The following is an 18,895-nucleotide window of genomic DNA, read 5'->3' as shown; positions in this document are numbered from 1 at the left end:
TGCGGATCAGCCCTTCGAGCCGGTGAACGCGATCCCGGCGATCAGCTGCCGTTGCATGACCACGAAGAGAACGATCACCGGCAGCGAGGCCACGACGGACCCGGCGAAGAGGATGGGGTAGTTGGTCAGATACTGGCCGCGCAGCGAGGCCAGCCCGGCGGAGAGCGTCATCATCTCCGGGTCGGTGTTGACCACCAGCGGCCAGAGCAGGCTGCTCCAGGACCACATGACGGTCAGCAGGCCGAGCGCCAGCAGGCCGGGCCGCACCAGCGGCAGCATGATCCACCAGTAGATCTGCAGCGGGTTGGCGCCGTCCAGCCGCGCCGCCTCGTCCAGCTCCTTGGGCAGGGTCTTGAAGAACTGCCGCAGCAGGAACGTGCCGAAGGCCCCGAAGACGCCGGGGGCGATGAGCGCCTGGAGGCTGTTGAGCCACCCGAGCCCCTGCATGATCTCGTACCGCGGGAGCAGGAACAGCTCCCCCGGCACCATCAGCACGGCCAGGAACAGCATGAAGACCAGCCCGCGCCCGGGGAACTCCAGCCGCGCGAAGGCGAAGGCCGCCAGCGAGCACAGCAGGAGCTGCCCGGCCGTCACCGCCACCGTCACAATCACCGTGTTGAGGAACTGCCGCCCGAGCGGCACGGTCTGGAACACGTCGGCGAAGTTGTGCCACTGCCAGGAGGGGACCGCCGTGGGCGGCACCCGCATCGACTCGGTCATGGTCTGCAGCGAGACCACGAGCTGCCAGACGAACGGCGTGATCATGATCAGCCCGCCGGCCAGCAGGACCGCGTGCACGATCCAGCGCCTACTCATAGTGCACCCACCGCTTCTGCAGCCTGAACTGGACGGCGGTCAGCAGGAGGATCAGGGCCAGCAGCACGACCGCGATCGCGGCGGCGTAGCCGCGGCTGTTCTGCACGAAGCCCTGCTCGTAGAAGAGGTAGACGATGGTGCGGCTCCCCGCCAGCGCCGGGCTCTTGGTGTCGATCATGAGGTAGACCAGGTCGAACACCTGCAACGCGTTGATCAGCGTGATCACCGTGACGAAGAACGTGGTGGGTGTGAGCAGCGGCAGCGTGATGCGGAAGAACTGCCGCAACCTGCCCGCGCCGTCGATCGAGGCGGCCTCGTAGTAGTGCTTGGGGATGCCCTGCAACCCGGCCAGGAACAGCACCGCGTTGTACCCGAGCGAGGTCCAGATCCCGACCACCGCGATCGCGTAGATCGCGAACTCGGGGTCGGACACCCAGTAGGGCCCGTCGATGCCCACCTGGGCGAGCAGGTAGTTGATCGGCCCGAAGTCGCCGTTGTACAGGTAGCGCCAGGTCAGGCCGACGGCGGCGGGCATGGTGACCACCGGCAGGAAGTACAGCGTGCGGTAGAAGCCGAGCCCGCGCAGCCCCGGCACGTTGAGCAGCGCCGCGATCACGATCGACAGCGGCACCCCGATCAGCACGAGCACGGAGTAGAGCAGCGTGTTGCGCAGCGCGCCGACCATCTCCTCGTCGCCGAAGAGGGCGACGAAGTTGTCCAGGCCGACCCATGTCTGCCCGCCGAACACGCCGGACTCGGTGAAGCTGAGATAGAGCGTCTGGACGATCGGCCACAGGTAGAACACGGCCAGCCCGAGGGCCATGGGCGCGATCAGCGCGTAACCCCAGAGCCAGTCGCGGCGCGACCGCCGCCCCGGCGGGGCCGCCGCCCCGACGGCGGCGGCCCGTTCCTCGGTCAGCACCATCGGCTACTCCTTGGCCAGGATCTCGTTCATCTGCGCGGCGATCTCCTTGGCCGCCTCCGCGGTCGGCCGCTTGCCGGCCCACGCCTCGGCCAGGACCTTGTTCTGCACGTCCTGCCACTTGGCGGTGTTGAGGGAGACGGGGTACGGCACGCCGTTCGGGATCGAGGCGTCGAACGTCTCCTTCAGGCGGTAGTTCGGGAAGGCGTTGAACCAGCCGTCCTGGGTGCCCGCGCGGGAGGAGACCGAGGCGCCGCCGGCGTCGCTGAGGATCTTCTCGGCCTCGTCGGAGGAGAGGAACTGGGCGAACTGCGCGCTCTCGGCCGGGTGCTCGCTCTTGGCCGAGACGGCGTTGGCCAGGCCGAGCAGGATGACGGCCTCCTGCGCCGGCCCCTTGGGCAGCGGCGCCACGTCGACCTTGTCGCCGCGCTCGGTGTTGGCCTTGAACGTGGTGGCGAGCCAGGAGCCGCCGTAGTACATGGCGTACTTGCCGGTCATGAACAGTTGCACCGGGCTGGTGTCGGTGGTCGCCTGGGCGGGCGGGGCGACCTTGTCCTTGTTGATCATGTCGGTCCAGAACTCCAGGCCCTGGATCGAGCCGGGCTCGTCGAAGCCCGACTTCTTGCCGTCGGCGGAGATGACGTGGCCGCCGGCCTGGACCATCGTGGGGTAGAAGCCGCCCTGGTCCCACAGGGGGGCCAGCAGGCCGTACTGCTTCTTGGCCGGGTCGGTCAGCTTCTTGGCGGCGGCCCGCAGGTCGTCCCAGGTCCAGTCGGCGGTCGGGTAGGCGACGCCGCCCTTGTCGAAGAGCTCCTTGTCGTACCAGAGCACGGGGACGCCGACGTCACGCGGCATGCCGTAGAGCTTGCCGTCGTAGCGGTAGCCGTCCACGATGGCCTGCGGGAAGGCGCTGACGTCGGCGTTCTCGAAGGGGGCGATCACGCCGCCCTTGGCATACATCCGGACGTTGAGGCTGTTCATCCAGAAGACGTCGGGGGCCGCGCCGCCGGTGGCCGCGGTCTGGAGCTTGGTCCAGTACTGGTCCCACGGGGTGATCTCAAGCTTGACCGTGACGTCGGGGTGCTGCTTCTGGAAGGCTTCGATGATCTTCTGGGTGCTGGGCTGGTCGTTCTTCTCCCAGATCGCGTAGCTGATCGTGACTTTTCCGGACTTGGTGCTGGTGGTGTCGGTCCCGGAGCCACAACCGGCCAGGGTCATCGCCAGGGCGGCGGCCAATGCCATACGCAGGCGCATGGGCGTTCCTTTTCTCTGTAAGCCGTCGGCGGGCAGGCCGGAGGACGGCGTCGGGGGTGATGATCAGGTCTCGATCTCGGCGGGTCCGCCCGCGCGGGGGCGGCGTGCGGTGAACGGCGGCGGGCTCAGAATCCGGTGTTGGTGAAACCCGTCCTGGCCACGACGTCGCCGTATCCGTTGACGTCGAAGTCCTCGACGTAGAACAGGTGGAAGCCGCGGCCGTCGGCGGCGACGGCGGTGCCCGCCTGGTCGCCGACCGTGTTCGGGTTCATGCGCTCGCAGGGGAAGCGGCCGGTCGTCGTCCCGTCGGCGTTGAAGCCGCGGGCGTACACCTCGTGGGAGCGGCCGGCGTTCCACGCGTCGGACTCGGTCCAGCCGACCACGAACCGGCCGGTGTCGTCCACGGCCACGGACGGCGTCCCCTGGACGGCGCACCTGTCCACCGAGGACACCTCCCCGCACAGCGGCGGGTACTCCTTGCCGCCGTCGGAGGGCGTGTTCGGCGCGTACTGCCCGAACGCGACGGGGGTCTCCGCGAACCGCTGTCCCAGGGACGGCGTCAGGCCCCGCGTCCGCACCCGCCAGACGGTCGTCACGTCGCCGCCGGTGACCGCCACGTTGTCGCTCCAGGCCACGACGCTGTCGCCGCCCGGCGTCGTGGCCACGGCAGGGGCCAGGTGCTGGGTGGCGGCGTTGGTGTTGATCCTCGTGGCGGGCGCCACGGTCGCGCCGGTCGCCGAGAGCCGCCTGCCGTACACGTCGGGCGCCTGCTGCCAGACCACGGTCGCGGCGCCCGCGCCGTCGACGGCCACGTCCGGCCGGTCGCCCGTGCCCACCTGGAGCGGGGCGAAGGCGCGGGCGGTCAGGGAGGAGTAACCGGCCGCGCGGACGGTTCCGCTCGGCCCGTCCTCCCACACCACCGTGAACCCGCCGCCGCCGCGGACCGCGATCCTCGGCCGGGTCTGGTCGCCGCTCCACTGCGGCTCGTTGGCCCAGATCGCCGGGCTCAGCGTGCCCGACGGCGAGAGCCTGCGCACCGCGATGTTGTGCTCGCCGCGGCAGTCGCCGTCCTCGGCCCAGGCGACGTACGCGTTGCCCGCGTCGTCCACGCCGGCCGACGGCTGCACGTGGTTCCAGCCGGTGGCGCAGCCGACCCCGCCCATGGAGACCTTCACGGGGCCGGTCACCGGCTGCCCGTCGCGGTAGATGCGCGCGTAGATCTCGGTGCCGTCCACGGAGGCGCGGTCGCGGTCGTCCTCCCAGGTCACCGCCGTGTAGCCGGATCGCATGGCGGCCGCCCTGGGGGCGCGCTGGTCGTCGGGGCCGTTGGCGGCCATCTGGAGCCCGGCCCCCGGGTAGGCCCTGGGGACGATTTTGATCATCTCGTCCAGCATGGAGGTGAAGTCCGCGTCGTACAGCGCGTAGGTCGCCGCGTCGTCGACGCGGACGAAGGAGTCGTCCGAGGCGGTGAGGGAGCCGTTGTTGAGGTTGTGGGAGCCGGTGTAGACGTAGCTGCGCCGCGCGCCGCCCGCCGCCGCCGACGGCCCGTCCACCAGGACGATCTTCGAGTGGAGGCCGTCGGGCGCGCAGGTGCCGCCCGCCGGGTAGCGGCAGCCGCCGGGCCGGAAGGTGTGCACCACGATCCCGCCCTTGGCGAGCTCCTGGGCGGTCGCGACCGTCTGGTTGCCCTCGGCCACGAGCACCTGGACGTCGCAGCCCTGCTGCTTCTTCGCCTTGAGCTCGGCGATGACCAGCGGCCGGTCCGTGGCGAACTGCGACTGCGCCACGCGAATCGTGCCGGGGCAGCCCACGTCGCGGATCACGGCCGCGACCAGGTCGGCGCTGCCGTAGGCGGTCTGGTCGTAGGCGGTGTCGCGGGGCTCCATCCAGACCGTGACCTTGCCACTGGTGGAGGTGAACGGCGCCCGCCAGGTGGTCCGCACCCGGGAGGCCAGCGTGTCGAACGCCTGCCGGTAGCCGTCGGCCAGCCCGGCGTCGCCCGTGCTGATCAGCATGTTCTGGTGCATGCCGTTCTCGGGGCTGAGATTCTGCGAGCTCTGCACGACCACGTCGGTCCTGCCGTCCGTGAGCCGGCTGAACACGAAGAACTTGTGGTGGCTGATGTCGGTGTCCGGCCCGTTGCAGCCCCTGTCGCAGAGCGTGACCGGCACGCCGGCGGCGGCCAGCTCGTCGAGCAACGGGTGGGACCCGGACCCTTCGGACACCACCCGCACGTCGACACGCCGGTCGTGCGCCGCCGCCAGAGCGTCCTTGACGGCCTCGATCTCCAGCACGAAGGTCGCCACGCGCAGGGTGGAGTCGGGGGCGGCCAGGTTGATCAGGTCGAGCAACCTGGTCAGCAGGGAGCCGTCGAGCGTGCCGTCGACGCTCGGCCTGCTGAAGTAGGCCGACATCTGGGGAGCCGCCGCCTGGGCCGGAGCGACCGGTCCGAGCAGGGACAGGCCGACCAGGATGACGAACAGGCGCTTGATCATGACCGCTTCCCTTCACTGTGGTTCCGCCGCAGGTCGCGGGTCCAGGCAGCCACCTCGGCCTCGGTCTCCGCCCGCTCCCGCGGCCAGCCGCGGACGTCCGGCCGGGTCTGCCACGGCTCGGGGCCGGTCTCCTTGCGGTACTCCACGCCCAGCGCGGCGAGCCGTCGCTCGTGGTGGTGCAGCCGTGCCCGGAAGTCCTCGTAGTCGCCTCCGCCGGGGCTCCAGACGACCTCGGCGAAGGCCGAGAGTCTGGGGAAGGCCATGTAGTCGAGCGCGCGGGGCGAGTCGATGTGCTCGGTCCAGAGGTTGGCCTGCGCGCCGAGCACGCGGCCGGCCTCGGCCTCCGTCAGCTCCGCGGGCACCGGCTCGTAGGCGTAGACGTCGCGTAAGGAGATCACGCTGCCGATCGGGACCGGCTCGTCGGAGCGGTCCGACTGACGGAAGTCGAGGTAGAGCTCGGTGAAGGGGCAGGTGACCACGTCGTGCCCGGCCTTCGCCGCCACGACCGCGCCGTACGTCCCGCGCCAGGACGCGACCGTCGCCCCCGGCGGCAGGCCGCCCTCGATGATCTCGTCCCATCCCAGCAGGCGGCGCCCGCGCGCCGCCAGGTGGTCGGAGAACCGGTGGATGAACCAGCTCTGCAGCTCCGCCTCGTCGCGCAGGCCGAGCTCGCGGATGCGCCGCTGGGCCGACGGGCTGCGCCGCCACTGCTCCTTGGGGCACTCGTCGCCGCCCACGCAGACGTACTCGCCGGGGAAGATGTCCATGACCTGGTCGAGCACGTCCCGGTAGAAGGCGAGCGTGGCGTCCTCGACGTTGAGCACGTTGGGCGAGACGCCCCATCTGGTGGCGACCTCCAGCCGTTCGTCGAGGTTGCCCAGCTCCGGATAGGCCGCGATGGCCGCCTGCGAGTGTCCGGGCAGCTCGATCTCCGGCACCACGGTGACGAACCGGTCGGCCGCGTACGACACGATCTCCCGCAGGTCCTCCTGCGTGTAGAAGCCGCCGTGCGGGCGGCCGTCGAACATGTCGTCCCGACGGGAACCGAGCGGGCTCTCCCTGCGCCACGCGCCGACCTCGGTGAGCTTCGGATATCCCGTCACCTCCACCCGCCAGCCCTGGTCATCGGTGAGGTGCAGGTGCAGCACGTTGAGCTTGTGGGCGGCCAGCAGGTCGATGTACCGCAGCAGGTCGGGCTTGGGCAGGAAGTGCCTGGCCACGTCGATCAGACAGCCCCGCCACCGGAAGCGCGGCCGGTCGGCGACGGTGACCGGGGCGAGGTGCCAGTCCCGCTCGCCGACCGCGCCGCTGCGGAAGGCGTCGGGCGGAAGCAGCTGGCGCAGGGTCTGCGCGCCGTAGAACGCCCCGGCCGCGTCACCGGCCTCGATGCGCACCCCGTCCGGGCGTACGGTCAGGCGGTAGCCCTCGGGGCCGAGCCCGTCGGTCAGGGTGAGCTCGATCGCGCCGGGCCCCGGCGCTCCGGGGGGCAGCGGCAGGCCGGTCACCGGGAACAGCACGGTACGCAGCCAGCCCTCCACCCGCGAGAGCCCGGGAGGCGCGGCGATCACTGTGGTCGTGGTGAGGGCGAAGGGTTCCCCGCCGTCTCGGGTCAGATGGACGGGTCGCGGCAGCAGCAAGACAGGTCCCTGAGGGGTCGGGGGGTGGGGATCGGCGGTCAGTGACAGGGTGGGCGGCGGGTCGTACCATGGCGCTCGGCTTCCGGTCGCCGCGAACCGCCCGCGGCCACGCCCATGATCTGGCCTCTTTTCTGGGTGAGCGCCTCGATCTGGATTTATGATGTAGCTCACCATTAAGATTCGTCAAGAAGGGTTCTCAGTGACGCTCTCCGTGACCGGCGGCGACCTTCAGCGGCTCCGGCGGCTCAACGCGATCGCCGCGCTCTCGGCCCTGCGCGCGGGCGGGCCGGCGACGCTGACCCAGCTCGCCGAGCGCGCCGACCTGGCCAGAGCCACCATCAAGGTGGTGGTCAAGGACCTGATGGAGCTGGGCTGGGTGATCCAGATGGACCCGAACGGCGGGGAGAAGGGCAGGCCCGCGCGCCGCTACCGGTTCCACGCCGAGGCCGGCCGGGTGCTCGGGCTCGACATAGGAGCGCACAAGGTGCTCGCTGTCGTGGCCGACCTCGACGGCAACGTCCTGCACACCACGCGGGAGCCGGCCTCCCCCGAGCAGCCTCGCACCGAGCGCCTGGCCACCGTGGACCGGGCCATCGAGTCCTGCCTGACCGGCTCGGGCACCGCCGCCTCCGACGTCTGGCTCGCGGTCGCGGGCAGCACGGGCTATGTCGACCTGCAAGGACGCGTCGTGCTCTCGCGCGCCATCCAGGACTGGTCGGACGTGCCGCTGGCCGACCATCTCGGCGCCCGGCTGCGCTGCCCCGTCCTGGTGGAGAACGACAGCAGGCTCGCCGCGCTGGCCGAGTGCCGCAGGGGCATCGCCCGCGACGCGCGGAACCTGGTCTTCCTGCACGTCGGCCGCCGGGCCGGCGCCGCCGTCGTGCTCGACGGGGTCCCCCTGCGCGGCGGCGGCGGCGCGGCGGGCGAGATCGGCGTGCATCCGCTGTTCAACCTCGGTTACGTGGGCGAGCTCCTGCAGGCCGTCCCCTCGGTCGAGCCCGGCACGCCGCCCGAGGCGGTCGCGGGAGCGGTGTTCGAGGCCGCCAGGCGGGGTGACGTCGAGGCACGCCGCGCCGTCCTGCGCTACGTCAAGGTGCTCGCGCTGGCCACCACCGCGATGGCCCTCACCGTCGATCCCGACCTGGTGGTGCTCGGCGGGGGCTTCTCCCGCTCGGCGGACGTGCTCATGGAGCCGCTGCGGGTCGAGCTGGAGACGATGTGCCTGCGCACGCCCGAGCTGCGGGCCTCCGTGCTCGGGGACGAGTGCGTGGCGATCGGGGCCGTGTGCCACGGCGTCGACCATCTGTCCAAGGTCCTCTTCGATCCGGAGACCGACCTGCCGGCCGCGACCTCTCCCTTAATAACGGTTTAGTCCACCGAAAGTCGGCCCTCCTCGCTTATATCGAAGTTCGATATAAATGGGTCGTGGCATCTTCGCAGGCGGGCCACGGCCCCGCCCTGGACCTCGACGAGCTGGTCGGCGCGATCGAGGAGTTCAACACGTACTTCATCCGGCTGCCCTCGGTCAGACGGCTCAGCTTCTCGACCCTGTCCGTGCTGCACACGCTGGCGGGCAAGGGTCCGATGCGGCTCACCGACCTGACGGCGACGGAACAGCTCAAACAGCCCGCGCTCACGACCCTGGTGGCCAAGCTCGAACGGGACGGGCTGGTCTCACGCCGTCCCGACCCGCGCGACGGGCGCGCCGTCCTGCTCACCCTCACCGAGGAGGGCATGGGCATCGTCCGCTCCCGGCGCGCCGACCGGGTGGCGCGGGTCGCCCGCCTGGTGGAGCACCTGAGCGATGACGAGCGCGCGGCGCTGGCCCGGTACGCGGGCCTCCTGGGCCGCCTGACCGAGATTGCCGCGCGTGTCGAAGACTAGGAGAACGGTCCCCTTGACGAATCGCCCCTTCCCGCTGCGCCCAGAACCGCTGCACGTCCCCGACGAGGTGCTCGACGACCTGCGCCGCAGGCTCGCCCTGACCAGATGGCCGGCCACCGCCGGGAACGAGGACGGCTTCTACGGCGTGCGCGGCGACCACCTGCGCGAGCTGGTCGCCTACTGGGCCGACGGCTTCGACTGGCGTGCGGCCGAGCGCGCGATCAACGCCTACGAGCACTACCGCGTGGACGTCGGCGGCGTGCCCGTGCACTTCATGCGCAAGCCCGGCGTCGGCCCCGCCCCGGTGCCGCTGATCCTCAGCCACGGTTGGCCCTGGACGTTCTGGCACTGGTCGAAGGTGATCGACCCGCTCGCCGATCCGGGCGCCCACGGTGGCGATCCGGCGGAGGCGTTCGACGTGATCGTGCCGTCGCTGCCGGGGTTCGGCTTCTCGGCCCCGCTCGACCACCGGCCGGACATGAACTTCTGGAAGATCGCCGATGTATGGCACGAGCTGATGACCGGCGTCCTGGGCCATGACCGGTACGCCGCCGCCGGGTGCGACGTCGGGGCGCTGGTCACCGGGCAGCTCGGCCACAAGTACGCCGACGAGCTGTACGCCGTCCACATCGGCTCGGCGCAGAAGCTCACCATGTTCAACGGCGACCGCGCCTGGGACCTGAGCGGCGGCATGCCCATCCCCGACGGCCTGCCCGCCGACGTGCACGCCCGGATCGTCGAGCTGGACAGGCGGTTCGCGGTGCATCTGGCGGCGCACGTGCTGGCGCCGTCCACGCTCGGCTTCGGGCTGGCCGACTCCCCCGCCGGCATGCTGGCCTGGATCCTGGAACGCTGGACGAAGTGGTCCGACAACGGCGGCGACATCGAGAACGTGTTCACCAAGGACGACCTGCTCACCCACGCGACGATCTTCTGGGCGGGCAACACGATCGACAGCTCGATCCGCACCTACGCCAACAACAACCGCTACCCCTGGACGCCGTCGCACGACCGGTGGCCGGTCGTCGAGGCGCCCACGGGCATCACGTTCGTCGGCTACGAGAACCCGCCCGGCGTGACGACCGGCGAACAGCGGATCCAGGGCTTCGTCGACGGCGAGCGGGGCGCCTGGTACAACCACGTCGACATCACCGCCCACGACCGCGGCGGCCATTTCATCCCCTGGGAGATCCCCGGGGAATGGGTGGCGGACCTGCGCCGCACGTTCCGCCCCTACCGCCCGGCCTGACCCCCATCGAGCTCGACGCGCGGCCCGGCCCGTCCGTCAGGACGGGCGCGGCGCCGCCAGGAGCTCGCCGACCCGGACGACCGCGAACTCGACCTGGCTCTGCCCCTCCTCCCAGTTCGCGATCAGCGTGCAGCCCACGTCGGCGAGCAGGTCGCCGCCCGTGCGCTCGGTCCGCAGGTACATCAGCCCCTCCTCGCCGTCGGTGCAGAAGAAGCTCAGGTGGGCGAACAGTTCGGGCGGGGTGAGGCCGCCCAGCGCCTCCTGCCACTCCTCGGCCGCCTCCGCCTCGAACGGGAGCAGGCTCTCGGGGCCCGTGCCGAGCGCGGTGGCGACCCGCATCGCGTCGAAGAGCGTGCCGTCGGAGACCAGCCGCGGGTGGCTGACGGTCCAGGCGTCCCGCAGGCCGGGCCCGGCGAGGTCGTGCCGGGCGAGCAGGGGAACCAGATCGCCGCCCAGGACGAGCCGGTCCGCGAAGCACACCGCCGCCAGGTCCGACGCGAACTCCGGTGGCAGCCCCGCCTTGTCGAACTCGAAGACCGACCGGCTCGCGTCGAACGTCGTCGGCGGCTCGTCCACGTCGAAGATCGGGCAGTCCCAGACGACGGGCTCGGCGCCGGCGAGGGCGGCCGGGGTCACCCAGGCGACGTCACGCGCGAAGCCGAGCTCGTCGATGAGGTTGCCGCCGAAGAACGTCGCATAGGTGGCGTCCGCATCGAAACTCGACAGCGGACGGCCGAGCAGGATCTCGAAGGCGCCGGTCAGCTTCGCTGCCCACGGACCCGGCATGGTGGCGGGAACACGGTTCATGCCGGGACCATATAGTCCGTCCCTCTCATTTCAGGCCGGGTTCGCGGGCTTGTGCTCAGCGCTGCTCGGGCAGCACCGGTCTCGCGTCGGTCCAGCCGGACGCCGTCAGAGCGGTCCACGCGGTGAGCTCGTCTCCGTCGAGCCGGTCCTCCATGGCCAGCGGGCGGCCCGACGCCTCGTCGATGACGATCCGTTGCGTTCCGCCCTGCAGCTCTATCCCTGTCCCCACCCGTCCCAGGGGGTCGCTGATCCTGCCGAGGTTCTGCACGCCCGGGAGGTCGGCGAGCATCCGGTAGAGCGCGGCCCGTATCCTGGGCGTGGTCGGAAGTTGCGACAGCAGACTGACGGCCTCCGCGAACAACGCCTCGTCCGACTGCTGACCGGCCTGCCGGGCCCACTGCTGAAGGACCTTCTTGAGCGCCGCCGGATCGGCCGGCAGGTCCATCACCTGCTTCGTGGTGACGGGCGTGGCTCCGACCATCGGATAGGACACCTCCGGGTTGCGCTCGTCGTCGAGCCGTACGGCGAACGGCGGCGCGGTCAGCGGGCCCACTCCGGGAACCCCGGCTCCATCGCAGTCACCCAGCCTCCATCGGCCCTGCAGGCGCCAGGTCTCCTCATCGGCGCCGGTGAGCGGCTTGCCCGACTGAGCGGTGACCACGAGCCAGCTGGGGTCTCGTCCCGACTTCGCCATCCAGAGCTCGTGGGTGCACGTCACCCGGTAGCCGACGCTCTTGGGGGTCCCACCGCCGGGCGGCCCCTGTCCCGCGCTCCGCAGCGCCATGCTCAGCCCCACGGTGTGCCAGTAGCGGCCGGTCGCCGGGGTCGCGGTCTCGATCCGCTCCGCGGCGGCGAGCAGTACGGTACGGGCGGACATGGCGACAGGCGTGGCGAGCCGGGCGTCCGTGCTCCGCACGAAGACGACGGCCGCGACCGCGACGGCCGCGACGGCGGTGAGCCGAAGGCCCGTCAGCAGGGTCCGTCTCGGGCGCGACGGCCGGCGAGCGGGCTCCCCCGGCGCGTCAAGGGCGGCCAGAACCAGCAGGTCGTCGGCGGACAGGCGCGATCCGCGATCCAGCGAAGCCGGCCTTCGTGCAGCCGAGCACCTCGGCCGCCTCCGCGGCGGACAGGCCGTGCCAGGTGGTCAGGGTCGGGAGCTCCTTGTCGGCATCGGACATCCTGGCCAGCGCCCGCAGCACGGCGACCCGCTCGGTGGCCTGTTCGCCCGCGTCGAGGGCGGCCGACTCGGTCCACGTCCTGAGCTCGGCCTGAAGGGCCTCCCGCCGTACGGCCTGCCGGAGGTTGTCGCTCAGCACGTTGCGGGCGACGCGGAAGAGCCATGGCAGCTCGGCGTGGCCGGGAATGTCGTCCAGACGCCGCCAGGCCACCAGGAAGGTCTCGCTGACCACTTCCTCGGCGAGTTGGTGCCCGGCGCGGCTCGCCGCGTAGGCGTACACCCGCGGTTGGTAGGTGTCGTAGAGCACGGTGAAGCGCTCATGTGGGTCGGGCAAGCCGGTTCCTTCGGTCGTGGACGAGTCGTTCCTAGACATGTGGTCCGAAGGGCGGCTTTCTTACATCCCGATTCAGCCGGCGAGGGCCTCGGTGATCTGGCGGGTGGTCTGCGCGGCGACCCTCGGGTCGACGGCGGCGTAGGCGGTGTACGCGTTCAGGCCGGTGGCGAGGGCCCAGCCGCGGCCCCGGGTCCAGGTGGCCTCGTCCACGCCGAGCGCGGCGCGGAAGGCGGCCCGGCTGCCGGCCGACATCAGGGTGAAGGCGATCGTCAGGTCGCAGGCCGGGTCGCCGATGCCGAGGCCGCCGAAGTCGATGACCGCGCTGATCCGGCCGTCGACGGTCAGCAGGTTGCCGGTGTGGAAGTCGCCGTGGAACCAGACGGGGGCGCGGTCCCAGCCGGGGGCGCTCATGGCCGCCTCCCACAGGGCGGTCATGGCCCTGCCGTCGAACACGCCGCCGAGCGCCGCGATGGCGGCCCGCGTCGCGCGGTCGCGGCCCGCCAGCGGCTGCTCGCCGAGTTCCGGACGTCTCTTGAGCGACCGGACGGACTCGGGCATGAACCGCTGCAGGGCGGCCAGGAATCCGGCCAGCTCCACGGCGGCCTCGGACGAGCCGGCCAGCGCCTCGACGGTGGCCGCCTCGCCCGTCAGCCAGCGGGACACCGCCCACCGCCACGGGTAGCCGAAGCCGGGCTCCCCCACCTCCACCGGCACCGGGACGGCCAGCGGCAGCCGCGGGGCGAGCCGGGGCAGCCACTCGCGTTCCTTCTCGGCCTGCCCGACGGCCCCGGGATGGCGGGGCAGCCGGACGGACAGCTCCTCGCCCAGCCGGTAGATCACATGGTCGGAGCCCGCCGGGTCGAGCAGTCGCAGCGGCAGCCCGGCCCACTGCGGGAACTGCGTGTCGACCAGCCTCCTGACCAGGGCGGCGTCGATCGTGGGGCGGATGTCCGCGGTTTCCGGCAAAGGCGACTCCGTCGACGGGCCCGCTCGGTGCGGCGGGCGGCCGGACCATCACACTGCATCGCCGGCCCGCCTGTCGACCCGATTACCCGGCCGCCGGCGCCGGACGGCGTCCCGACGTCGCGAGCTGGTGCAGGGTGTAGCCGCCCGAGGCCTGCTTGAACAGGTACTCGGCGCGTTCGTAGGACAGGCGGCGCCTGCCGGTCTCGGGGCACAGGTCGGCCGGGTCCGGCGTCCGGGCGGGGGCGGGCCTGCGGCCGGCCAGGAAGAGCGGGCCGCCGGTCCGGCCCGCGACCAGCTCCTCCAGCAGGGCCGCGGCGCCGTCGCCCCACGTGATCGTGGCGGCGCGGCGGGCGGGCAGGTCGAGGTCCTCGACGTTGAGCGCGAGGACGGCGGCGGCCGAGGCGCCCGACTCGTGCACCAGCCGCCACAGCGCCCTCTCCCGCGGCGACGGGTGCCGCCAGAGCGCGGCCAAAGCCTGATCGGCGACGGCGGGGCGCCTCCTGCGGTCGTCGTGCTTCCTGGGCAGCTCGGCCGGCAGGTCGCCGAGGCCCGCCCACGCGCCGAAGGACCGTACGGCCGCGCGGTGCCGGTTCCAGGTCCTGGGCGCGGCCGTGCTCCAGGCGGCGGCGAACACCCTGGCCACGAGGGCGGGGGTGATCTCGGCCAGCGGCGTGGCGGCCCCCAGGTCCAGGCGCAGCCGCCGCAACGTCTGCCCGTACGACCGGATCGTCCCGGCGTCCAGGTCCGTGCGCGCCAGGAACCGGTCCGCCGCCTCGCCGAGCAGGGCCGTGTCCCGGACGCCCGTCGTCCGGGCGAGGGAGGAGGCGGTGCGGTGGCGGGCGGCGCGGGTGAGGAGGAAGGCGCGTTCGGCGGTGTTGCGGGTGAGGGCGGCGGCCCGCTCGAACGCCGTCGCGGCCTCGGCGCCGCGCCCCGCCCGCGCCAGCAGGTCGCCGTGGACGGCCGACAGCGGCGGGTAGTCCCGCAGCGCCGGGTCCGACAGCAGCGAGTCCACCAGCGCCAGCCCCGCCTCCGGCCCGGTCGCCATGCCGACGGCGACCGCCTGGTTGAGCCGGACCACCGGCGAGGGCAGGAGCCGTGCCAGCGCGCCGTAGAGGGCCGCGATCTGGTCCCAGTCCGTGTCGGCCGCCCCGGCCGCCTGCGCGTGACACACCGCGATCGCCGCCTGCAGGACGTACGGCCCGAGCCCTCCGCCCGCCTCCCGCGCCCTCAGCATGGAGGCGAACCCGCGCGCGATCAGCTCCCGGTCCCACCGTCCCCGGTCCTGCTCGTGCAGCTGCACCGGCTCCCCCGACGGCCCGGTACGGGCGTCCGCGCGCGACTGCTGGATCTCCATCAGCGCCACCAGCCCGTGCACCTCGGACTCGCCCGGCGCCAGCCCGGCCAGCAGCCGTCCGAGCCGCAGCGCCTCCAGCGCCAGGGCGGGCCGCATCAGGTCCTCGCCCGCCGTGGCCGAGTAACCCTCGTTGAAGATCAGGTAGATGACCTCCAGCACGGACGCCAGCCGTACGGCCAGCTCGGGCCCCTGCGGCAGCTCGAACGGCACCCCTTCCTCGGCGAGCGTGCGCTTGGCGCGCGCGACGCGTCCAGCCACGACCGCCTCCCGCACCAGGAACGCACGGGCGATCTCCGCGGTGGTCAGGCCGCCGAGCAGCCGCAGCGTCAGCGCGGTCCGCTCCTCGGCGGGCAGCACGGGATGGCTGGAGACGAACATCAGCCGCAACACGTCGTCGCCGGGCGGCTCGTCCTGGCCGGGCCGCTCCGGCCGGAGTTCGCCGATCACCCGGTCGTGCCGCCGGTCGCGGCGCAGGTGGTCGAGGGCGCGTCGCTTGGCGGTGGTCATCAGCCACGCGCCCGGCCTGTCCGGTACGCCGTCGCGCGGCCAGGTCTCCAGCGCGGCGACCAGCGCGTCCTGGGCGAACTCCTCGGCCAGGCCCACGTCGCCGAGCATCCGGGCCAGCCCGGCGACGATCCGTGCGGACTCCTCCCGCCAGACCGCCGTGACGGCGTCCATCAGTAGATCTGGCGCATGTGGCACTCGCCGTCGCCGACGACCGCGAAGAAGCGCCGCGAGATCTCCAGCGCCTCCTCCCGCGAACCGACCTCGATCAGCGCGAAGCCGCCCGCCATCTCCTTGGCCTCGGCGAAGGGCCCGTCGGTCACGGTCAGCTCGCCGCCCGCGGACCTGAGCACGGTGCCGCCCAGTTCCATGCCTCCGGTGGCGAGCAGCACGCCCGCCTCGGTGAGCTCCTGGATGAACCTGCCCATCTCGACGTGCAGCGTCTCGTCGTCGCGCCGCTCGCTCACGTTCGTCAGCAGAAATCTCATGTGCGTTCCCTGTCACATCGCCCGTTCGTCGCGTATGCAGTAGAACACGAAAGGACACGGGACATGACCGCCATCGCCCCCACCGCCACCCCCGCCTCGACCCGCACCCTGCTGACCGCGGGCGCCGTCGCCGCCCCCCTGTGGACGGCGGTCAACCTGGTCCAAGTGCTCACCCGCGAGGGCTTCGACATCGTCCGCCACCCGCTCAGCCAGTTGTCGACCGGCTCGCCCGGCTGGATCCAGGTGGCCGACTTCCTGGTCGTCGGCGCGCTGGTGATCGCCGGCTCGTACGGGCTGCGCCGGGCCGTCCCCGGCCGGTGGCTGCCCCGCCTCCTGCTGGTCAACGGCATCGGGATGATCTCCGCCGGGATCTTCCGGATGGACGCCGGCGACGGCTTCCCCGTCGGCACCCCGGCGGGCCCGCCCACGACGATGAGCTGGCACGCCGGGCTGCACATGGCCTCCGGCTCGATCGCCTTCATCGCCCTGGCGGCGGCCTGCTTCGTGCTCGGCCGCCACTTCTCCCGGGCCGGGGCGCCGGGCTCGGCCGTCGCGTCCTTCGTGGCGGGCGTGGCCGTCATCGCCGGGAACGGCTGGACGATGAGCGGCGGCCCAGGGGGTTCGGTGACCCTGGCCGTCGGCGTCACCGGCGCGATGTTGTGGGTGTCGGCGGTCGCCTACCGGCTGCGCCGTCGCCCCCTGGTCTGACACGCACCCCGAAGGCCCTCCCCGTCACCGGCGGGGAGGGCCTTCTGCTTGGGCGGGGGCGGTCAGCCGGGACGGTTGCCGGTCGGGATCACGATCTTGGTCTGCGCGCCCTTGGTCAGGTAGAACGTGGTCCACTTCTTGATCATCTCGTCGAGGAGCCAGGCCGCGGCGGGCACCAGCGGCAGCCCGATCAGCCCCTCTCTGAACTGCACCAGCAGCGGCCAGGCGGTCTTGACGACCGGGTCCCACAGCGGCTCGCGCGGGATGCCGTTCCAGTCGGCCGCCTGGTTGCCGGTGAGGTACCTGGAGAACGCGTTGACCAGGGGCTTGTCGATGCCGCCCGGGCTGGTCAGCTCCGCGAGCATGCCCCGCAGGATGCCGTTCAGCTCCACGCCCTCGGCGGTGGGCCCCATGTTCCTGGGCAGCACGATGTCGGACTGGGCGTAGGAGGAGTCCCAGGTGGCGGGGATGAACTCGTCCCTGATGCCGAGCATGTGCGCCAGCAGTTGCAACGAGTGCAGGTACGCCGCGGACTCGCCGGCGGAGATGCGCACCTTCCACTCGCGCATCCCGCGCATGGAGTAGGTCGCCAGGGTGTGCCACGTGACGAGCATGTCCTCCTGGCTGATCGGGATGGGGCCCGGCCAGTGGGGGGACGACTTGAGCAGGTGCCGCACGGCCGCGTGCACCAGCCGGGTCTTGACGGCCTCGACCACGGCCGTCCCGCCGGGCCCCCAGGCGTTCTGCGGCCTGACCGCGTAGGCCAGGACGTTCGTCTTGGCGACCCGGTCCTTCAGGTCGGCGCCGCCCGCCGAGTAGTAGACCGCGCGGGCCTCCTTGGGGATGGCGGTGGCCAGCATGCCCGCCCCGACGATGGTGAGGACGACGATGTAGTTGCCCTTGAGCGCGTGGAAGCGCGAGGCGGCGTCGAGTTTGCCCTGGTCGGCCCACGAGGGCAGCTGACGCGCCTGCTCGATGAAGGCCCGCAGGTCGGCGGGGAGCCCGGCGGGCAGGGGCTGGTCGTTGCGGTTCCAGTCGTACAGCAGCCGGTTGACCTCGGGGATGACGCCGCGGTCGAACAGCGAGGCGAGGAGTGGATCGGCGACGTCGTCCCACACCCATCGGGGGTCGGCGCCGGTGCCGGAGCCCGCGACCGAGCCGGAGGCCGGCCAGGTCCAGTCGTCCGCCAGGGTCTTCGCCAGGGTCTTCGCCTGGGCCGGAGAGGTGATGCCCAGCGCGCCGAGGGCTCCCAGGGCGGTGCCCGAGATCAGGATCTCGCGCCTGCTCAGCTCTGCCATGCTCTGCACTCCTTCGAGATGGGGGGGTCCCGCTCAGGGCAGTCTCGATCGGCTCGCCGGAGATCCGCCGAGCAGGGGGCGCGTGTCGGCGTCGTCGCCGGAATCACGCCTGCCGAGGTCTCCCACGCCGCTTCCTCCTTCTCGTGCGAGGCCGAGAAGTGGGTGATACTGAGAAACAAACCTTGAGTCTGTGTATCATCATGAGAGCACGATGTGATGGACATCACAAGACCCGCCCCCGAGGCGGAACGGACCAGGAGGTGATCGTGGAATCCGTGCTGTCCGGCTTCATGGCGCCGTCGGGCTCGGAGTCGTTGCTGGAGCGCGCGTTCGTCGACGCCGTCGAGCGGGTCGGCGACCTCGACGAGCTGAGGGCGCGCATTCTCGACGCGGCCTACGAGCAGTTCTGCCGGATGGGCATCAGGCGCTCCACCATGGAGGACGTCGCGCGCCTGGCGAAGGTGTCCCGGATCACCGTCTACCGGCGCTTCGACACCAAGGACACGCTGGTCGAGCATGTGGTCCGCCGGGAGTTCCGGCGCTACTTCGACCGGTTCCTCATCGACATCGAGCAGGCCCGCACCCCGGCCGACAGGGTGGTGCTCGGCTTCGTCAGCTCGTTGCGGGCCATCCGCGGCAACCCGCTGATCGGCGGGCTCATCGCCACGGAGCCCGACCTGCTGGTGCCGTCCATGATGACCGACGGGGGCCGCACCCTCGCCACCGTGCGGCAGTTCGTCGCCGGCCAGCTCCGCCGGGAGCAGCGGGCGGGCAACGTGTCCGAGCGCCTGGACGCCGACCTCGTGGCCGAGATGATGGTACGGATCTCCACCTCCTTCCTGGCGATCCCCAGCGCCGTCATCGACCTCGACGACGACGGGCAACTGGCCGCGGTGGCCAGGCGCTTCCTCGTGCCGATGCTCGAACCCCCCGCCTGATCCCCTGCCGCCGATCGGAGCAACTCCGGGACTAAAGGCATTTCGTCTGCGACCATGACTCGCG

General features: G+C 71.9%; 17 protein-coding genes. 5 read left to right on the top strand and 12 right to left on the bottom strand.

Features of this window, described 5'->3' with window-relative positions:
• Positions 1-6 precede the first annotated feature (6 nt).
• The 5 genes from ACWCSU_RS20580 to ACWCSU_RS20560 form a co-directional block, all read right to left on the bottom strand.
• A complete protein-coding gene (locus tag ACWCSU_RS20580; RefSeq protein WP_357707378.1) occupies positions 7-816 on the bottom strand; it encodes a carbohydrate ABC transporter permease in 810 nt (269 codons plus the stop codon).
• Positions 809-1,741, bottom strand: a complete 933-nt coding sequence (locus ACWCSU_RS20575) for a carbohydrate ABC transporter permease (protein ID WP_357707377.1) — start codon at positions 1,739-1,741, stop codon at positions 809-811. The genes ACWCSU_RS20580 and ACWCSU_RS20575 overlap by 8 nt, the downstream gene beginning before the upstream one ends.
• Positions 1,742-1,744: 3 nt before the next feature.
• Positions 1,745-2,992 (bottom strand): ABC transporter substrate-binding protein, encoded by a 1,248-nt coding sequence (locus tag ACWCSU_RS20570; protein WP_357707376.1) that lies wholly within the window; start codon positions 2,990-2,992, stop codon positions 1,745-1,747.
• Positions 2,993-3,117: 125 nt separating this feature from the next.
• The gene (locus ACWCSU_RS20565; protein WP_449936731.1) at positions 3,118-5,487 is read right to left on the bottom strand and encodes a phospholipase D-like domain-containing protein; all 2,370 of its coding nucleotides are present in this window, start codon (positions 5,485-5,487) and stop codon (positions 3,118-3,120) included.
• Positions 5,484-7,124, bottom strand: a complete 1,641-nt coding sequence (locus ACWCSU_RS20560) for a beta-N-acetylhexosaminidase (protein WP_357707373.1) — start codon at positions 7,122-7,124, stop codon at positions 5,484-5,486. Before ACWCSU_RS20560 ends, ACWCSU_RS20565 begins: the two co-directional genes overlap by 4 nt.
• Before the next feature lie 199 nt (positions 7,125-7,323).
• Here ACWCSU_RS20560 and ACWCSU_RS20555 point away from each other — a divergent pair, with 199 nt between their 5' ends.
• From ACWCSU_RS20555 to ACWCSU_RS20545, 3 genes are read left to right on the top strand one after another with little or no spacing between them, the layout of a single operon-like run.
• Positions 7,324-8,496 carry an ROK family protein gene (locus ACWCSU_RS20555; RefSeq protein ID WP_449936729.1) on the top strand — a complete coding sequence of 391 codons (1,173 nt, stop codon included), beginning with the start codon at positions 7,324-7,326 and terminating at the stop codon, positions 8,494-8,496.
• Between the two features lie 53 nt (positions 8,497-8,549).
• Positions 8,550-9,008: a MarR family winged helix-turn-helix transcriptional regulator gene (locus ACWCSU_RS20550; RefSeq protein ID WP_357707371.1), complete on the top strand. Its 459-nt coding sequence runs from the start codon at positions 8,550-8,552 to the stop codon at positions 9,006-9,008.
• Positions 9,009-9,021: 13 nt separating this feature from the next.
• Complete coding sequence (locus ACWCSU_RS20545; RefSeq protein WP_364092023.1) at positions 9,022-10,257, top strand: epoxide hydrolase family protein; 1,236 nt, start codon at positions 9,022-9,024, stop codon at positions 10,255-10,257.
• 36 nt (positions 10,258-10,293) lie between these two features.
• Here ACWCSU_RS20545 and ACWCSU_RS20540 read toward each other — a convergent pair whose 3' ends face one another.
• From ACWCSU_RS20540 to ACWCSU_RS20515, 6 genes are all read right to left on the bottom strand, one after another.
• Positions 10,294-11,064 carry a hypothetical protein gene (locus ACWCSU_RS20540; protein WP_449936727.1) on the bottom strand — a complete coding sequence of 257 codons (771 nt, stop codon included), beginning with the start codon at positions 11,062-11,064 and terminating at the stop codon, positions 10,294-10,296.
• A 55-nt stretch (positions 11,065-11,119) separates the two neighbouring features.
• Positions 11,120-12,100: a CU044_5270 family protein gene (locus ACWCSU_RS20535; RefSeq protein WP_449937029.1), complete on the bottom strand. Its 981-nt coding sequence runs from the start codon at positions 12,098-12,100 to the stop codon at positions 11,120-11,122.
• Positions 12,087-12,575, bottom strand: coding sequence for an RNA polymerase sigma factor (locus tag ACWCSU_RS20530; RefSeq protein WP_449936726.1), 489 nt, complete (start codon positions 12,573-12,575; stop codon positions 12,087-12,089). Before ACWCSU_RS20530 ends, ACWCSU_RS20535 begins: the two co-directional genes overlap by 14 nt.
• A gap of 72 nt (positions 12,576-12,647) precedes the next feature.
• A complete protein-coding gene (locus ACWCSU_RS20525) occupies positions 12,648-13,541 on the bottom strand; it encodes an aminoglycoside phosphotransferase family protein (RefSeq protein ID WP_449936724.1) in 894 nt (297 codons plus the stop codon).
• A gap of 82 nt (positions 13,542-13,623) precedes the next feature.
• Positions 13,624-15,573 carry a DUF6596 domain-containing protein gene (locus tag ACWCSU_RS20520; RefSeq protein WP_449936722.1) on the bottom strand — a complete coding sequence of 650 codons (1,950 nt, stop codon included), beginning with the start codon at positions 15,571-15,573 and terminating at the stop codon, positions 13,624-13,626.
• Positions 15,573-15,887 carry a YciI family protein gene (locus ACWCSU_RS20515; RefSeq protein ID WP_364092015.1) on the bottom strand — a complete coding sequence of 105 codons (315 nt, stop codon included), beginning with the start codon at positions 15,885-15,887 and terminating at the stop codon, positions 15,573-15,575. Before ACWCSU_RS20515 ends, ACWCSU_RS20520 begins: the two co-directional genes overlap by 1 nt.
• A gap of 63 nt (positions 15,888-15,950) precedes the next feature.
• Between ACWCSU_RS20515 and ACWCSU_RS20510 the strand changes: the two genes are divergently transcribed.
• Positions 15,951-16,595, top strand: a complete 645-nt coding sequence (locus ACWCSU_RS20510) for a DUF998 domain-containing protein (RefSeq protein ID WP_449936720.1) — start codon at positions 15,951-15,953, stop codon at positions 16,593-16,595.
• 62 nt (positions 16,596-16,657) lie between these two features.
• Here ACWCSU_RS20510 and ACWCSU_RS20505 read toward each other — a convergent pair whose 3' ends face one another.
• Complete coding sequence (locus tag ACWCSU_RS20505) at positions 16,658-17,893, bottom strand: oxygenase MpaB family protein (protein ID WP_449936719.1); 1,236 nt, start codon at positions 17,891-17,893, stop codon at positions 16,658-16,660.
• Positions 17,894-18,159: 266 nt separating this feature from the next.
• On the opposite strand from ACWCSU_RS20505, the gene ACWCSU_RS20500 reads away from it, so the two are divergent.
• Positions 18,160-18,831: a TetR/AcrR family transcriptional regulator gene (locus tag ACWCSU_RS20500; protein ID WP_449936717.1), complete on the top strand. Its 672-nt coding sequence runs from the start codon at positions 18,160-18,162 to the stop codon at positions 18,829-18,831.
• Positions 18,832-18,895 lie beyond the last annotated feature (64 nt).

Source organism: Nonomuraea sp. NPDC001699 (assembly GCF_053596455.1).
This window is presented reverse-complemented; position numbering and strand designations above follow the sequence as displayed.